Source organism: Zhihengliuella alba, from assembly GCF_039538765.1.
In the GTDB taxonomy this organism is placed as follows: Bacteria; Actinomycetota; Actinomycetes; order Actinomycetales; family Micrococcaceae; genus Zhihengliuella; species Zhihengliuella alba.
This window is the reverse complement of the sequence record NZ_BAABCJ010000001.1, coordinates 977,459-992,712: the sequence shown is the minus strand read 5'-3', so window position 1 is coordinate 992,712 and position 15,254 is coordinate 977,459. Positions and strand designations below refer to the sequence as shown.

At 69.7% G+C, this 15,254-nt stretch carries 14 protein-coding genes; 7 read left to right on the top strand and 7 right to left on the bottom strand.

All coding sequences use genetic code 11. The features are described 5' to 3' along the window. The first annotated feature begins 20 nt into the window (after nt 1-20). Both tsaD and ABD784_RS04375 read left to right on the top strand, forming a co-directional pair. Nucleotides 21-1,103 carry a tRNA (adenosine(37)-N6)-threonylcarbamoyltransferase complex transferase subunit TsaD gene (tsaD, locus tag ABD784_RS04380; RefSeq protein WP_344880471.1) on the top strand — a complete coding sequence of 361 codons (1,083 nt, stop codon included), beginning with the start codon at nt 21-23 and terminating at the stop codon, nt 1,101-1,103. A gap of 104 nt (nt 1,104-1,207) precedes the next feature. Continuing rightward, nucleotides 1,208-2,776, top strand: a complete 1,569-nt coding sequence (locus ABD784_RS04375; protein WP_344880468.1) for a tyrosine-protein kinase domain-containing protein — start codon at nt 1,208-1,210, stop codon at nt 2,774-2,776. Between the two features lie 135 nt (nt 2,777-2,911). Here ABD784_RS04375 and ABD784_RS04370 read toward each other — a convergent pair whose 3' ends face one another. Beyond that, the gene (locus ABD784_RS04370) at nt 2,912-3,502 is read right to left on the bottom strand and encodes an arsenate reductase/protein-tyrosine-phosphatase family protein (RefSeq protein ID WP_344880465.1); all 591 of its coding nucleotides are present in this window, start codon (nt 3,500-3,502) and stop codon (nt 2,912-2,914) included. 38 nt (nt 3,503-3,540) lie between these two features. After that, nucleotides 3,541-4,683 carry a glutamate--cysteine ligase gene (locus ABD784_RS04365; protein WP_344880462.1) on the bottom strand — a complete coding sequence of 381 codons (1,143 nt, stop codon included), beginning with the start codon at nt 4,681-4,683 and terminating at the stop codon, nt 3,541-3,543. An 88-nt stretch (nt 4,684-4,771) separates the two neighbouring features. Here ABD784_RS04365 and ABD784_RS04360 point away from each other — a divergent pair, with 88 nt between their 5' ends. From ABD784_RS04360 to ABD784_RS04350, 3 genes are all read left to right on the top strand, one after another. Continuing rightward, a complete protein-coding gene (locus ABD784_RS04360) occupies nt 4,772-6,739 on the top strand; it encodes a glycoside hydrolase family 3 N-terminal domain-containing protein (protein ID WP_344880459.1) in 1,968 nt (655 codons plus the stop codon). A 20-nt stretch (nt 6,740-6,759) separates the two neighbouring features. Further along, nucleotides 6,760-7,572 carry a shikimate 5-dehydrogenase gene (locus ABD784_RS04355; RefSeq protein ID WP_344880456.1) on the top strand — a complete coding sequence of 271 codons (813 nt, stop codon included), beginning with the start codon at nt 6,760-6,762 and terminating at the stop codon, nt 7,570-7,572. A gap of 252 nt (nt 7,573-7,824) precedes the next feature. Next, on the top strand, nt 7,825-8,865 hold the full coding sequence (locus ABD784_RS04350; protein ID WP_344880453.1) for a hypothetical protein: 1,041 nt from the start codon (nt 7,825-7,827) through the stop codon (nt 8,863-8,865). A 173-nt stretch (nt 8,866-9,038) separates the two neighbouring features. On the opposite strand, the gene ABD784_RS04345 is transcribed toward ABD784_RS04350, so the two are convergent. Further along, on the bottom strand, nt 9,039-10,292 hold the full coding sequence (locus tag ABD784_RS04345) for a class I SAM-dependent methyltransferase (RefSeq protein WP_344880450.1): 1,254 nt from the start codon (nt 10,290-10,292) through the stop codon (nt 9,039-9,041). Nucleotides 10,293-10,439: 147 nt separating this feature from the next. Between ABD784_RS04345 and ABD784_RS14330 the strand changes: the two genes are divergently transcribed. Continuing rightward, a complete protein-coding gene (locus ABD784_RS14330) occupies nt 10,440-10,781 on the top strand; it encodes a type II toxin-antitoxin system HicA family toxin (protein ID WP_425582918.1) in 342 nt (113 codons plus the stop codon). Nucleotides 10,782-10,788: 7 nt separating this feature from the next. Then, nucleotides 10,789-11,376 (top strand): hypothetical protein, encoded by a 588-nt coding sequence (locus tag ABD784_RS04340; RefSeq protein WP_344880447.1) that lies wholly within the window; start codon nt 10,789-10,791, stop codon nt 11,374-11,376. A 377-nt stretch (nt 11,377-11,753) separates the two neighbouring features. On the opposite strand, the gene ABD784_RS04335 is transcribed toward ABD784_RS04340, so the two are convergent. From ABD784_RS04335 to ABD784_RS04320, 4 genes are read right to left on the bottom strand one after another with little or no spacing between them, the layout of a single operon-like run. Then, nucleotides 11,754-12,434 carry an HAD-IA family hydrolase gene (locus tag ABD784_RS04335; RefSeq protein ID WP_344881317.1) on the bottom strand — a complete coding sequence of 227 codons (681 nt, stop codon included), beginning with the start codon at nt 12,432-12,434 and terminating at the stop codon, nt 11,754-11,756. Nucleotides 12,435-12,439: 5 nt separating this feature from the next. Further along, the gene (locus ABD784_RS04330; protein ID WP_344880444.1) at nt 12,440-13,486 is read right to left on the bottom strand and encodes an NAD(P)-dependent alcohol dehydrogenase; all 1,047 of its coding nucleotides are present in this window, start codon (nt 13,484-13,486) and stop codon (nt 12,440-12,442) included. Between the two features lie 25 nt (nt 13,487-13,511). Beyond that, nucleotides 13,512-14,378, bottom strand: a complete 867-nt coding sequence (locus ABD784_RS04325) for a carbohydrate ABC transporter permease (RefSeq protein ID WP_344880441.1) — start codon at nt 14,376-14,378, stop codon at nt 13,512-13,514. After that, entirely contained in the window at nt 14,375-15,232 is an 858-nt protein-coding gene (locus tag ABD784_RS04320) for a carbohydrate ABC transporter permease (RefSeq protein ID WP_344880438.1), read from the bottom strand. Before ABD784_RS04320 ends, ABD784_RS04325 begins: the two co-directional genes overlap by 4 nt. Nucleotides 15,233-15,254 lie beyond the last annotated feature (22 nt).

The window sequence follows — 15,254 nt, the reverse complement described above, 5'->3', positions numbered from 1 at the left end:
GCCCAACTAGAATCGAACCCATGTCTGACGCGCCCCTGATCCTCGGCATCGAATCCTCCTGCGACGAGACAGGCGTCGGGATCGTGCGCGGCACCGAGCTGCTCGCCAACACGGTCAGCACCTCCATGGAGCAACACGTCCGCTTCGGTGGGGTCATCCCCGAGATCGCCTCCCGCGCCCACCTCGAGGCCATGGTGCCCACCCTCCAGCGGGCTCTCGACACCGCCGGCGTCGGCCTCGACGACGTCGACGGGCTCGCCGTCACCAGCGGGCCCGGGCTCTCCGGGGCACTCATGGTGGGCGTGGCCGCGGCGAAGGCCCTGGCCGTGGCCACGGGCAAGCCCCTGTACGCCGTGAACCACCTGGTCGCCCACGTCGGTGTCGGCGTGCTCGACGGCGGAGAGCTGCCCGACCGGCTCGGCGCCCTGCTCGTCTCCGGAGGCCACACCGAGATCCTCAAGATCGACTCGCTGACGGAGGACGTCGAACTGCTCGGGGCGACCATCGACGACGCCGCCGGCGAGGCCTACGACAAGGTGGCACGGCTCCTCGGCCTCGGCTACCCGGGTGGCCCGGTCATCGACCGGCTCGCGAAGGAGGGCGACGGCAAGGCCATCCGCTTCCCGCGCGGCCTCAGTCTGCCGAAGTTCGTCGGCACCGCGGAGGCGCCAGGCAAGCACCGCTACGACTTCTCCTTCTCGGGGCTCAAGACGGCCGTCGCCCGGTTCGTGGAGCAGTACCAGGCCAAGGGGCTCGAGGTCCCCGTGGCGGACGTCGCGGCGTCCTTCCAGGAGGCCGTGGTGGACGTGATCACCAAGAAGGCCGTCATGGCGTGCACCGAGCACGGGATGGAGAATCTCCTGCTCGGCGGGGGAGTGGCGGCCAACTCGCGACTGCGCCAGCTGCTCCAGGCGCGCTGCGACTCCGCCGGCATCGCGCTGCGCATCCCCAAGCCGAGCCTCTGCACCGACAATGGGGCCATGATCGCGGCCCTGGCCGCCCAGGTGGTGGCCGCCGGCGTCGCACCGAGCGGGCTCGGCTTCGCCACCGACCCCGGCCAGCCGGTCACCCAGATTACGCTGGCGGACCTGCACAAGGTCTAGGCGTGGCCATTCTCATAGATGCCGGGCATTCGCCGGTAGACTCAGAGGGCGTGTGCCGCGAGGGGGCGCACCACTCGCACTACTAGGAACATGAGGACGACGACTTGGAACCACGGGACGACCAGGCAGAGGCAGGCCCTGACCTGCGCCACTACTTCACCATCGTCCGGTCCTACTGGAAGGGCATCGTCTCGATCCTTCTGGTGGTCCTGATCCTGACGTTCGGGTGGACGCTGCTGCAGCCAAAGGTGTACGAGTCATCGTCCTCCGGTCTCGTGATGGTGGCCGGCGCCAGCGATCTGGGGACGGCGCTCGCCGGCGACAACCTCTCCAAATCCAAGGCGACGTCCTACAGCAGCATCGCGGCGACCCGGCCGGTCGCGGCGCGGGTCAAGGAGGAACTGGGCCTGGACGCCAGCGAGGACGCACTCCTCGGCCGGGTCTCCGTCGAGGTTCCGACGGCGACCGCGGAGATCCGCATCACCGCCAGCGCCGAGACGCCGGAGCAGGCCCAGGAGCTCGCCAACGCGTGGGTCGAGGCCCTGTCCGCGCAGGCCGTGGACATCGAGACGCAGGGCGCCACGGCCGACATCGGTCCGGCCGTGACCGTCGAGCCCCTCGGCCGGGCGGCCCTCCCGACCAGCCCGACCTCGCCCAACGTCCGTCTGGCGATGGCGATCGGCGCGGTCGCAGGCCTGGCGCTCGGGCTGGCCTATGCACTGATCCGCAACCACCTGGACCGCCGCATTCGTTCGGCGGCCATGGTCGAGCGTCTCGGCCAGGCCGTCGTGGGTACCATTCCGCGCGATGACCGGCTCGAGAAGGGCCGGGCTGTGGTCGAATCGGACGCGCTCATGCTCGACGGGGACCGCCAGGCCCACGCGTTCTCCGAGGCGCTCCGCGAACTGCGCACCAATCTCTCCTACATCGACGTGGACAATCCGCCGCGGTCGATCGTGGTCACCTCGTCCGTTCCCTCCGAGGGCAAGTCATCGCTGGCGGCCAACCTCGCGGCGGCGATCGCCTCGACGGGCCAGCGCACGGTACTCATCGACGCTGACCTTCGTCGCCCGGTCCAAGCCGGCATCTTCGATCTGCCGGCCGGCGGCGGGCTCACCGATGTCCTCTCCAGCGCGGCCGATCTCGACGATGTCCTCATGCCGTTCGGGCCCCTGCCGGCCCTGGAGGTTCTCGGTGCGGGCCGCATTCCGCCGAACCCGTCGGAACTCCTGGGCTCCAACTCCATGAAGCGGCTCATCGCCTCGCTGGTGGAGGACGCCGTCGTCATCATCGACGCGCCGCCGCTCCTTCCAGTGACCGACGCCGCCGTCCTCTCGACCGCCGTGGACGGAACCCTCGTCACGGTCAAAGCCGGGCAGACGACGATCGACGAGCTGGAGAAGTCGCTCGGCAACCTGCGCCGGGTGGGCACCCGCGTCCTCGGCGTCATCCTGAACCAGGTCCCGACTCGGGGCGTGGGCTCGGCCGAGTACGGCTACTACGGCAAGTACTACTACTCGAACAGCGAGTCCGGCGGCTCTTCGGCAGGCCGGGAATCTGCCAAGGCCGCTGCCGCTCGGGACACCCAGTCGGCGTCCTTGAACGACGCCGACCTCTCGGAATTCGACGAGGAGCTGCACGGCGTGCGTCACGCCCGCCGTACGCGGAGCTAGTCACGCGGCCCGGGCCCTGCCCGGTCACGATCAGCAAAGGCCAGTCGCCATGGGCGACTGGCCTTTGCTGATCTCTGGGGCTCGGGCTGAGTCTCGCTCCCGTTCCGGCGCCGGCACCGGCACCGGCGTAGCGGGTCAGCGGGAGGCGGCGGCCTCCTCGAACGCGACGATCTCCTCCAGGGCCGGCAGCAGCTGCTCCGTCATCTGGTCGTACACGGAGTCCTCGCGCCGGTAGGGATCCACCACGTCGAGGTCCCCGCCCGCCTGCGATCGCACCTCGGAGCGGTGCAGCGCCGCGAGGCGGAACACGGCCTTCCAGCGGGCCTCGGCCTGATCGGCGCCGGCCGGGATCCGCTCGGCGTCGCGCTCCGAGATCCGCCGCAGCACCAGGGCGAACTCGCGGACCGTGAACGCGCGCTTGAGCATCCGCGGCGCCGCGGCGACCACGGCCTCCCGGTGCTCCTCGGCGAGCGTGAGGACGAAGTCCGGGTCCTTCAACAGCTTCTCGTTCAGCCGGCGCGCCACGAACTCGCCCGGCTCCACGCCGCTGGCGACGAGCTTCGCGGCGGCGCGCTCGTCCATGGCGTTGCCGGCCAGCCCGTAGGTCCCCGCGCTGGCGACCTCGAAGTTCCCCGGAGAGACCCGCTCCAGGTGGTGCTTCAGGTACAGGTGCGCGAACGGCGAGCGGCAGATGTTGCCCGTGCAGACGGTCAGCAGTCGGATCATGCGATTTCCCCCGATGAAGATCGAACTGTCCCTCTGGCCTAGGCCAGGCGCATGCGCTGGATGTTGTCCGCGACCACGGCGTGCAGGTCGCCGGAGTTCTCCGCCGCCACCTTGCGCTGCCACTGGTAGCCGGCGCCGCCCTTGATGATCCGCTCGATGTCCGCGAGCTCGTCCGAGCAGCCCAGCTCCTTGGCGATCGGCTCCAGCCGGTCCAGGATCCGGTACAGCTCGTCCGTCACGAGGGCCTCGTTGCCCTCCTTGTCCAGGATGATGATGGAGTCCAGGCCGTAGCGGGCCGCCCGCCACTTGTTCTCCACGCGGAACCACGGCGGCATGACGGGGATGGCCCACCCGTTGTCCAGCGCCGTGGACATTTCATGCACCAGGCACTGCGTCAGCGCGGCGATCGCGGCCACGTCGCGGGTGCTGCTCAGCCCGTCGCAGATGCGCATCTCCACCGTGCCGAAGCGCGGCACCGGACGCACGTCCCAGCGCAGCTCGGAGATGTCATCGATGATCCCGGTGTGGACCATGTCGCCCACGTAATGCTCCAGTCCCTCCCACGTCTCGAAGTGGTAGGGGATGCCGGCGGTGGGGAGCTGCTGGAAGATCAGGGAGCGCTGCGACGCGTAGCCGGTGTCCTCACCGCCCCAGAACGGGCTCGACGCCGTCAGCGCCAGGAAGTGCGGCTGGTAGTTGATGAGCCCGTCGGTGATGGGCAGGGCCTTCGAGCGGCGGTCCAGGCCCACGTGCACGTGCACCCCGTAGATCGCCATCTGCTGGCCCCACCACTGGGTGCGGTCGATCAGCTTGGCGTAGCGCTCCTTGTCCGTCACCGGCTGCCGGCGCGCCTCGGAGAACGGGTGGCTGCCCGCGCAGTACAGCTCCACGCCCATGGGATCGGTGATCCCGCGGATGTCGTCGAGGGTCTTGCTCAGCTGCAGCCGTGCCTCGTCCACCGTGTGGCACACGCCGGTGACGAGCTCCACCGTGTTCAGCATCAGCTCCTGCGTGACGTGCGGGTGCTCTTGGTCCTCGGCGAGCCCGCCGTGCTGCTCGCGCACCCCGCGCAGGACCTCGTTGGCCACCGAGCGCATCTCGCCGGTCTCCCGGTCCACCAGCGCGATCTCCCACTCGATGCCGAGGGTCGACTGCTCCGACTTCGCGAAACTGATCTCCACTGGTGTGCTCCTTGCGTCGGGGCCGGACGGCCGCAGCCCGCTGAGAACGGGCCAGACCACAATTCTAGGTGCGCGATACCCTGTCAACGTGCCACAGCTGTCTGAAAGATCCCCGGAACCGTCCGCACGATTCCCCCGGAGCCTGCTGGCGGCGGCGGCTGCGGTGACCGCGGCGGCGCTGCTGGCCGGGTGCTCGGTGCTGGCACCGCCGCAGTCTTCGCCCTCCGGATCCGGTACCGCGCCGGAGGCGACCCCCGACGCGCCCGCCCCGGCCCCGCCCCGTACCTCCTGGGGCCCCCTCGAGTCGACGCTCGAGGAAGCCGGCGCCGCGGTCTCCGGGATGACCGCCGAGGAGAAGGCCGGACAGGTCCTGGTCCAGTTCTACTCCGGCACCGACCCGGACCGGGCGATCGCGCTCGCCGAGCAGCTCCACCTCGGCGGGAGCATCATCATGGGGGACAACGTGCCGCAGAACCGGGACGGCGTGGACACCGAAGCCCTCACGGCGACCACCCACGCGCTCCACGCGGCCTCCGGACGCGACTGGCCGGCCATCGTCGGCGTGGACCAGGAGGGCGGGACCGTCGCGCGGCTCCGCGCACCCCTGACCGAGTGGCCCGTTCCGATGGCCTTCGGCGCCGCGGACGACCCGGAGCTCACCGCCCGCGCGCAGCAGGCGATGGCCACCGACCTGGGCGTGCTGGGCTTCACCATGAACTTCTCGCCGGACGCGGACGTCACCGCCGGCCCGCAGGACCCGGTCATCGGGGCGCGGTCCTACGGCTCCGATCCCGCACTGGTGGCCGAGCACGCGCTCGCCGCCGTGGACGGCTCCCTGGCCGCCGGCGTCCTGCCGACCCTGAAGCACTTTCCGGGGCACGGATCCGTCACCACGGACTCGCACGTCGGCCTGCCCGTGCAGGAGGCCAGCCTCGAGGAGCTGCGCGAGCGGGACTGGGGTCCGTTCCGCGCAGGCGTCCCCGGCGGGGGAGCGGGGGCCGAGGGCACGGGCGAGGCGTCGGGCACCGGGGCCGACGGCGAATCCGGCGGCGAACCGGGCGGCGGGCCCGGCGAAGCGCAGGGCCGGCTGGGCGAGGAGACCGGCGCCCCGGTGGTCATGATGGGGCACATCGCCGTGACCGCGGTGGACCCCGGCGTGCCGGCGTCGCTCTCGGCGGCGGCCTACGACGTCCTGCGCGACCCGGACGCCGGCATCGGCTTCGAGGGCGTCGCCGTGACCGACGCGCTGAACATGGGCGCGCTCGCCGAGACGCCCGGCGACCCGGCCGTCAACGCGCTCGCCGCCGGGGCCGACCTGCTCCTCATGCCGCCGGACGTGGCCCGGTCGCACGCGGCGATCGTCGCGGCCGTGGAGGACGGCACCGTCCCGCAGGAGCGGCTCGACGAGGCGGCCACCCGCGTGGTGGCCCTCATGATGTGGCAGGAGGGGCTCGCCCGGGGCGAGGGCGAGGACCAGGGGCCGCCGGCCAGCACCCACGGTGCCTCTGACGCCGCTGCGCCGCAGGAAGGCGGCGACGAGCCCGCCGGCTCGGACGCTCCTGCCGATGCGGCCGCACCCGGCTCTGCTGTCCCCGGCTCTGCGGCCTCCGGGTCCGCTGCCTCCGAGCCCGCGGGCTCCGAGGCCGCCCCGGACAGCCGGCCGGTCGCCGCGGAGATCGCCGCAGCGGCCGTCACCGTCGTCGACGGCCAGTGCGGGGAGCCCCTGGTGGGCGACTCGATCCAGATCGTCGGCGGCAACGCCCAGGACCGGGCGCGTCTGACCGACGCCGCGCAGGAGGCCGGCCTGCAGGTGGGCGGCGGCGACGTCGTCACGCTCCTGGGCACGGGGGCACGGGCGGCGAGCGGCGACGTCGTCGTCACCCTCGACGCGCCATGGCCGCTGGCCGAGTCCGCGGCGAGCAGCGCCAAGGTGGCGCTCTTCGGCCGGACGGAGGAGTCCTTCGCCTCGGTGGTCGACGTGCTCACCGGCGACGCCGAGGCCCCCGGAGCGCTCCCCGTCGACGTGGGGGAGTACCCGACGGGCACGGGCTGCTGACCCCGCGATAGCCTGAGGCCATGCCCATTCTGAACAAGGACATGACCCTCTGCATCTCGCTGTCGGCGCGTCCCAGCAACAACGGCACGCGCTTCCACAACCACCTGTACGAGCAGCTCGGCCTCAACTGGATCTACAAGGCGTTCCGGCCCACGGACCTCGAGCAGGCGATCGCCGGCGTGCGCGGACTCGGCATCCGCGGCTGCGCGGTGTCCATGCCGCACAAGGAGGACGTGATCCGCCTGGTGGACCACATGACGGAGTCCGCGGCGGCGATCGAGTCCGTCAACACCATCGTCAACGACGACGGCGTGCTCACCGCCTACAACACCGACTTCCTGGCCGTGGCCCAGCTGGTGCAGGACCTGGACCAGGGCCTCTCCGTGGCGGTGCGCGGCTCCGGCGGTATGGCCAAGGCGACGGTCGCGGCCCTGAAGAGCGCCGGCTTCGGCGACGTCACCGTGGTGGCGCGCAACGAGGAGCGGGGCCGCGCGCTCGCCGAGCAGTACGGCTTCGCGTACGCGGCGGACGCGCCGGAGGCCGCGACCATGCTGGTGAACGTGACGCCGGTCGGCATGGACGGCGGCGACGGGGAGGGCCAGCTGTCCTTCACCGAGGAGCAGATCGGCCGGGCGGAGGTGGTCTTCGACGTGATCGCGGTGCCGGCCGAGACACCGCTGATCCGGGCCGCCCGGGGCGCCGGCAAGCGCGTCATCACGGGCGCCGAGGTGATGACGCTGCAGGCGCTGGAGCAGTTCGTCCTCTACACGGGGATCACGCCGACCGACGAGCAGGTCGCGGCGGCCGAGGAGTTCATGCGCTCGGAGGCGTAGCCACCCGGCGGCGTCGCGGGGTGCCCTCAGCACCTCGGCGCGCGCGAAGTGCGGATTCAGCACCTCGGCGTGCGCGAAGTGCGGATTCAGCACCTCGGCGTGCGCGAAGTGCGGTTTCAGCACCCTTGCCTCTGCTAGGGGCCGCTTGAGCACGTTTTAGAGGCCGAAATGCGTGCTGGCATGGCACGTCGGGGGTCATGAGGTGCTGGAATGCGCCGTCGCGGCTCTCCCGGGTCGAGGGAAGGGGCCTCTATGGCCTACCCCAGGGCGGCCCGGCCTGTGGACAACGGCTGCCTGCTGCTTCCGTTCGGGCAGGATGGCACCATGCCGACGGATGACACCCTGACCAAGGCACTCATGCGCCTGCCGAGCGTCTTCCCCGCCAGCCAGGCGCGCGAACTCGGGCTCACGCGCCGGCAGCTGCAGGGCCGGCACTTCGTCTGCGTGGCGCGCGGCGTCTTCGCCCTCGCTGACGCGCAGCCCGACCATCTGGACCTGCTCCGCGCTTTCTGTCCCGGGACCGCTGATGAGTTCGTGAGTCACTCGTCGGCGGCCCGGGCCTGGGGGCTGTGGCTCCCGCCGCAGCTCTCCGGCATCCTCCCCGTGCATCTGAGCCGGCTGGGACCTGAGACAGCGGTGCTTCGCAATCGAAACGTGCGGGGACACCGGAGCCAGGCGACACGCGCCGACCTCCGGGTCGTCGATGGCATCCGCCTGGTGTCGCCCGAATGGTGCTGGACCGAGCTGGCCGGCCTGGGGCTGGACGTCGAGCAGTTGGTGGCAGCCGGGGACGCCTTGCTGCAACGCGCGGACGGTCCGCAGCGGCCGAGCGGTGTGGTGGGCCGGAATCCGTTGACCACGCGTGACCGGATCGAGGACGTCCTGGTCCGGCGCCCCACGTTCCGCGGCCGGAAGGGAGCGCGCCGTGCGCTGGGCATGATCCGCGAAGGCGTCGACTCTCCCATGGAGAGCCTCGTGCGCCTGCGCATCGTCCGGCGCGGCTGGCCGGAGCCGGCGGTGAACCCGCGGATCGAGGTCGCTCCCGGCCGTTTCGTGAGGCCGGACCTCGCCTTCCCTGACTTTCGGATCGCGGTCCAGTACGAGGGTGCCCATCACCGTGACGGCCCCCAGATGACGAAGGACATCAGGCGCGATCACGCGCTTGAGGCGATCGACTGGATCACGGTCCGCGCGGACGGGGCGATCCTCACGGCGCGCGGCGAGGCGGAGTTCTTCGAGCGGCTGCGTCTGGCCTTCGTCCGTCGCGGGGCCCGGCTGCCGTCGACGGCCTGATCAGGATCCTGGGCCGCGAGGTGCGTGTCCAGCACGGGTCGGCCCGCCAGGTGCGCCGTGAGCACCCGATGCAGCGCCAAGTGCGTGCCGAAGTGCTCACTCGCGCGCAGTAGCGTGCTGAGTCAGCACGCCGCGGGCCCTCCGAGGCGAAGCGGCAAGCACCCCGCGGAGCTTCAGACCGGCTCGACCTCGATCGCGTAGCGGGAGTCGCCGATCCGCGTCAGCACCAGAGTCGCCTTCTTCTTCGCCTTCTTGCCCGCGCCGGCCAGCAGCACCCGCCGCAGCTCCTCCGGCGTGACGTCCAGGCCGCGCTTCTTGATGTCCAGCACGCCGATCCCGGCGGCCTTGACCCACGCCCGCAGCGCTTTGACGTTGTACGGCTTCACGTCGAGGACGCGGTAGGCGCGGGCGAACGGCGTCTCCACGGCCTCGGGCGCACAGAAGTACGCGATGTGCGGATCCAGCAGGTGCCCGCCCACGGCATCCACCACCTGCTCCACCAGGCCGGCCCGGATCACGGCGCCGTCCGGCTCGTACAGGTAGCCCTCCACGTCGCCGGTGGGCCGGGTCCCGCGCGCCCGGGCCGCCTCGGCCGCGTCGGTCTCCGACGTCAGCTCCGCCGCCCCGTGCCCGCCGACCACCAGCGCGGCCCGGCGGACCCCGTTGCGCCGGAGACTGCCGAACCACAGGGTCGCCTCGGTTACCGCGCCGCCGACCGACACCCACTGCGCCTCGCAGTCCGCGGGCACCGACTCGTGCGGGATGCCCGGCCCCAGCTTCACGCCGACCGGCTTGCCGGCGTCCGCGAGCGCCTCCACGAAGGACAGCGGCGGGCTGAACGCCTCGGGGTCGAAGATCCGCGACGTGCCGGACGTCGTGGTGGTCCGCCGTGCCGGATCCAGCCAGACGGCGTCGAAGCCGGAGACGTCGAAGCCCTCCGCATCGGCGTTGACCACCCGCGCGTTCGGCCAGGGCATGAGGTTCATGGTGGCGGCGGCGGCCGTCGTCTCGTCGAGTTCAACGGCGGTCACGTCGAGCTCCAGCGACGCCATCGCCATCGCGTCGGAGCCGAGGCCGCACCCAAGGTCCGCGACCCGGGTGAACCCGGCCTCCACGTACCGCCGCGCGTGCAGGGCGGCGACGTTCATCCGCGTCGCCTGCTCCAGCCCGGCCCGCGTGAGGATCATGTGCTCGGCGAACGGCCCCAGCTTGGTCTTCGCCAGGGCGCGCAGTCGCGCCTGGTGCACGACGGCGGTGACGACTTCCGGGTCATGGCCCGTCTTCCGGAGAGAGAGGTTGAGCTCGAGGGCGGCGCGATCGGTGGCCGCTGCCTCGGGTGCCAGGGAGGACAGGAGGCCGAAGCCCTCGGGGGACAGGACCGGCATGAGGTTCTCGGTCGACTGCTCGGCGGCGGGGGTGGAAGCCATGGTCTCCAGCCTAGCGGCGGAGAGCTCGGCGGCCTCGCCGCGGCCCGGTAGCGCGCGGACTGGCCCGCTGGCTTGCATCCTAACTCCCATCCGCTCGTCCGGCCGAAGCATCCTCACGGCAACAGACACCGGATTCCCAGATCGCCCATGAGTCACCAAATCTGTACGCGATGCGGAGACGCACAGGTACGGATGCTATGTTTGCGAAGTCACGCGACGTCTGTTGGGGGAGGCAGCCGGTACATGGGTAGCAGTGACTTCCCGTCTATGGACGCCAAGAAGCTTCGGCGCATCGTCGAAGGACTTGGCTACAGGTCCACCGGGAAGGGTAAGGGCTCCCACGACGTTATGAGTTGTGAGGGTCGCCCACAGATCGTCTTCGCATTCCATGCTGGCAAGGAGATTGCTGGCGGTCTTGTCAAGCAGTATCTGATGCGGCAAATTGGGCTTACGCGTGACGAAGCGAAGGAGGCAGTCAGTGGTAAATAACGCTCAGATGATCATCACCTCATGGGGCGATGACTTCGCGCACTCAGTCTCGAGCCCACAGCTCCCGGGCATCGTCGCGGCGTTTGATGACCTTCCATCGCCGGCCGAAGTTCACAGCCTCGCAGTCGAGGCAGGCCTCGACCCCGACGGAAGCATCGACGGTCACATGGAGTTCGCTCTCGAGATTGAGGGCGACACCTTCCTGCTCCGGGCCCGACACGACGCACGATTCGATGACCGGCGCGACGTCGCCCATCGCATCGAACGGGCCTTGCATACGGACGCGGGAATTCGCGAGTATGCCGAGACCGACTCATTGGGCGACAAGGTCGTAGTTGCAGCCCTTCCGAACGATCGGCTTCGAGACGTGATGGCTACCGTTCTCGTCGACCAGCCGGTGACCATCGGGTGTGTGACCAATCCGGGAACGCTGGAGTTCATTGGTATCTCGATGGCTTCAACGGTCGAGTACCGCCGCACCCTGGCCGACATGGACCTCACCAGCTCAAGCACTGTGGGAGAACTGATGCTGCGTGCGAACGGAGCCGAACCATCGGATGTTGTCCAGCATGAGCGCGTACTCGTAGGAGCCTAGTTGCACCGCGATGAGGGCCCCGCCGCAGAGTGGCGGGGCCCTCATCGCGCAACGACGCACACGGACCGCTATACCGTTCCTGCAAGGTCTCTTCAGGATCATTCGTCATGGGCCTGAGGCCGAGCGGTTTCCTCACGTAGGCGACGGCGCTGTTCGAGGAACGCACGTCCTTTCGCGCTCTCGGGATGACCAGAGGCCGTCCCCAAGCGCGAAGGAAGCGCTCCCGAATCTCGGGCCCGGCGGCGATCAAACGAGTCTCAGCGGTGATCGCCAGTACTCCCCGGCCAGCCTGAGCCCCGTCACCTGGAGCACCACGTACGTGTCGCGGGCGTCTCGATGCCGGCCCCAGAGAGGCGGCAGGCCGGGCAATCCGGCCCCTACCACCCGGCGGTGCTGACCTCCAGGACGAGCCCGCGGGACCCCGACTCCACCACGGTCACCGCGGAGAGGCTGTCGACCAAGTGGTCGGCGTGGGGACGCAGCTCCTCCGCCGGGTAAGTCCCGATGATCCCCACAGTCGCGCATCCGGCGGCGCGGGCGGAGGCGAGCCCGGCGAGCGTGTCTTCGAAGGCCAGCGCCGGGCCGGTCCTGACCAAGCCGGCGAGGAACGGCGCGGGCGATGGCTTGCCGTGCTCTACGTCGTCCCCGCTGACCAGCCGATCCGGAAGCGGCACGCCGGCCGCGGCGAGCCGCGCGACGGCAACCGGCCGCGCCGCGGACGTCACGATGGACCACCGGTCCGCCGGCAGAGCGGCCAACAGTTCCAGCGCGCCAGGCAGAGCGATCACGGGACTCGCCGGCTCCCGCTCCAGCTCCTCGAGTCGGTCGAGCGCGGCCTCGAACAGGTCGTCCGGAACCAGCGACGCGACCAAATCGGCGGCTGTACGGCCGTGGAACTCGCTGCCCGGCAGCATGACGACGTCGAACTCCGCCGCCCAGCTCTGCCACGCGGCCTCCACGGCAGCGATCGAGTCGATCAGCGTCCCGTCCATGTCGAAGAGAATCTGCTCGACGATCAGGCGCACCGGGCCGGTGCCCCGCCGGGCCGCCGGTTCCATCCACCTCACCCCTCGGAGGCTGTCAGCGACGGGATGATCATCGTCTTGATAGCCACGGGGTCCGTCTTGGCCTTGGTGAGGGCCTCCTCCACGGCGTCGAGTCCATAGCGCCCCGTTACCAGCGAGTCGACCTCGATGGCCTCGGTGGCGATCAGGTCGATCGCGGTCGGCCACGTGTTGACGTACCGGTAGGTGCCAGTAAGGGTGATCTCCCGGTGTTGGATCATGGCGATCGGCACGTCGAGGTTCAGGCCTCCCATGCCGACCAGCACAGCGACGCCGCCCGGACGGATGGCCGGGAACGCGGATCCGATGGCGCCAGCGTGCGCCGACGCGTCGATGTACACGTCGAAGTACTGGTCGTACCGGCTCAGGTCTGCCTCGGCGGGGTCGAGCGCCTGAGTGACGCCACGGGCCTCGGCGTACGCTCTGCGGTGCGGGATGGGATCGCTGATGACCACCTCGGTGGCCCCGAACGCACGCGCTACCTGGGCGGTGAGGACGCCAATGGGTCCGGCACCCGTGATGAATACCTTGGCCCCGGGAACGATGCCGGCCCGCCGGCACGCGTGGACGGCCACGGACACGGGCTCGACCAGGGCGGCCTGCTCCGGCGTCATCCCCTCCGGGATGGGGTGGGCGAAATCATCATCGATGAGGGCGTATTCGGAGAACGAGCCGTCCACCGGGTACGCGCCGTAGAAGCGCATGGAACGGCACAGGTGGTAGCTGCCGGTCTTGCAGAAGTCACAGCGGCGGCACGGCATCTGCGGCTCGATCGCGACCTGCTCGCCGACGCGGGACGGGTCCACGCCGGCCCCGACGGCGACGACCTCGCCGGCCGTCTCGTGGCCCAGAACGATCGGCCCGTCGACGACGATATCGCCGATGCGCCCCGTCTCGTAGAAGTGGGTGTCGGATCCGCAGACCCCGACGGCGGTCACCCGCATGAGGACCTGGCCGGGCCCGGGGGCCGGGACTCCGACGCGCTGGAGTTCGATGCGTTCGGGCTCGGTGAGGACACTGGCGAGCATGGTCTCGGGGATGTTCATGATGACTCCTGGTTCGTGGTGGGGGTCAGCCCTTGACCGTTCCCGCCGTCAGACCGTCGACGATCCAGCGGAGGGAGAGCAGGGCGAAGAGGATGCCGGGGATCAGGGAGATGACGGTTGCGGCCGCCATCGGCCCCCAAGCGATGGACTGGAAGGAGATGTACTGCTGGATGCCGGTGGTGATGACCTCGGTATTGCGGCCGCTGAGGACCAGGGGCAACGTGTAGTTGTTCCAGGCCCAGATGAAGGACAGCATCAGGCTGGCCCCGAGGCCCGGGGCCATCAACCGGAACAGCACGTGCCGGAACGCCGTCCAGCGGGTGCCACCGTCGATCGCCACGGCCTCCTCGAGCTCCTTGGGGAGGTCTTCGATGAAGGAGCGGAGCATCCAGACCAGCATCGGGAGTGTGACCAGCTGGTACGCCAGTATGAGGCCGAGGTAGGTGTCGTGGAGGTTGACGTTCTGGAAGATCAGGTACAGCGGCAGGATGATCAACAGCTCTGGGGCGAAGCGCAGGGAGAGGATTCCGAAAGCGATGTTCTCTCGGCCCTTGAAGGCAAATCGCGCGAGCGAATAGGCCGTCGGCAGGCCGATCACGAGGGTCAGCGCCAAGGCGCCCAGCGTGACAATCAACGAGTTCGCGAATGGGGTCAGGAATTCCGGTCCGCTCAGGACCTCCGCGTAGTTCTCGAGCGTCGGCGTGAAGAAGAACTTTGGCGGGTAGGACGCGATGTCGCCAGGCTGCTTCAGCGACATCATGAGGATCCACACGATCGGCGCCAGGGCGAAGACTGTCCACGCGCTCAGAACGGTGATGACGACGGCGTGCTTGGAGTTCTTGCGACGACGGCGGCGTTTGGCCGCTTCCTCGTGGATCAGGACGGCGGTCATGACATCGCCTCCTTTCGGCGGGCCTTCAGCAGGAAGTGCGAGATCAAGTAGCACAGCACCCAGAGCACGACGAGCGCGGCCATGGCCATGCCGAAGTTGAGGTTCCGGATACCGTCGAGGTACGCCATGACGTGCAGGTTGGTGGTCGCGTCGATCGGCCCGCCCTTGGTGGTGGTGTAGATGATGTCGAACATCTTGAGCGAGTCGACGCCGCGGAACGTGACGATGACGATCAGGATGGGCGTCAGCATCGGCAGTGTCACCGAGACGAAGTTGCGGATCGGTCCGGCGCCGTCGACGGCCGAGGCCTCGCGGAGCTCCGCGGGGATGCTCCGCAGTCCGGCCTGTGCCAGGAGCACGACGAACGGCGTGAAGATCCAGACGTCGATCAAGATCACGGACCACAGGGCGGAGTCCTGGCCGTTGAGCCAGAGCAGCCGCTGCCCGCCGAGGGATTCGAGGATCCAGTTCGCGATGCCGTTCTCCGTCAGCATGACCTTCCACATCAGCGCAGCGATGACCGGCGGCAGCAGCATGGGGAGGACGATGAGCAGACGGAAGAAATTGCCGTACCGCCCGTAGTTGAGCAGCATGGCGAGGCTGATGCCGAGCAGACACTCGATGACGACGACCACGCCGGCGTAGGTCAGCGTCACACCGATGGCGTGCAGACCCTCCCCGGAGGAGAAGAGGGTGACGAAGTTCTCGCCCCAGTTGAACTCGGGATCGCCGCGGTTGAGGCGGTAGGACGTGAACGACCACCAGGCGCCGGTGAGGAATGGGTAGAGGATGGCGACGAGGACTGCCAGTCCGGGTAGGGCCAGGAGGTAGGGCAGTGAGGCTCTGTGCTTCATGGGGAACCCTTCGGTGGGGGAC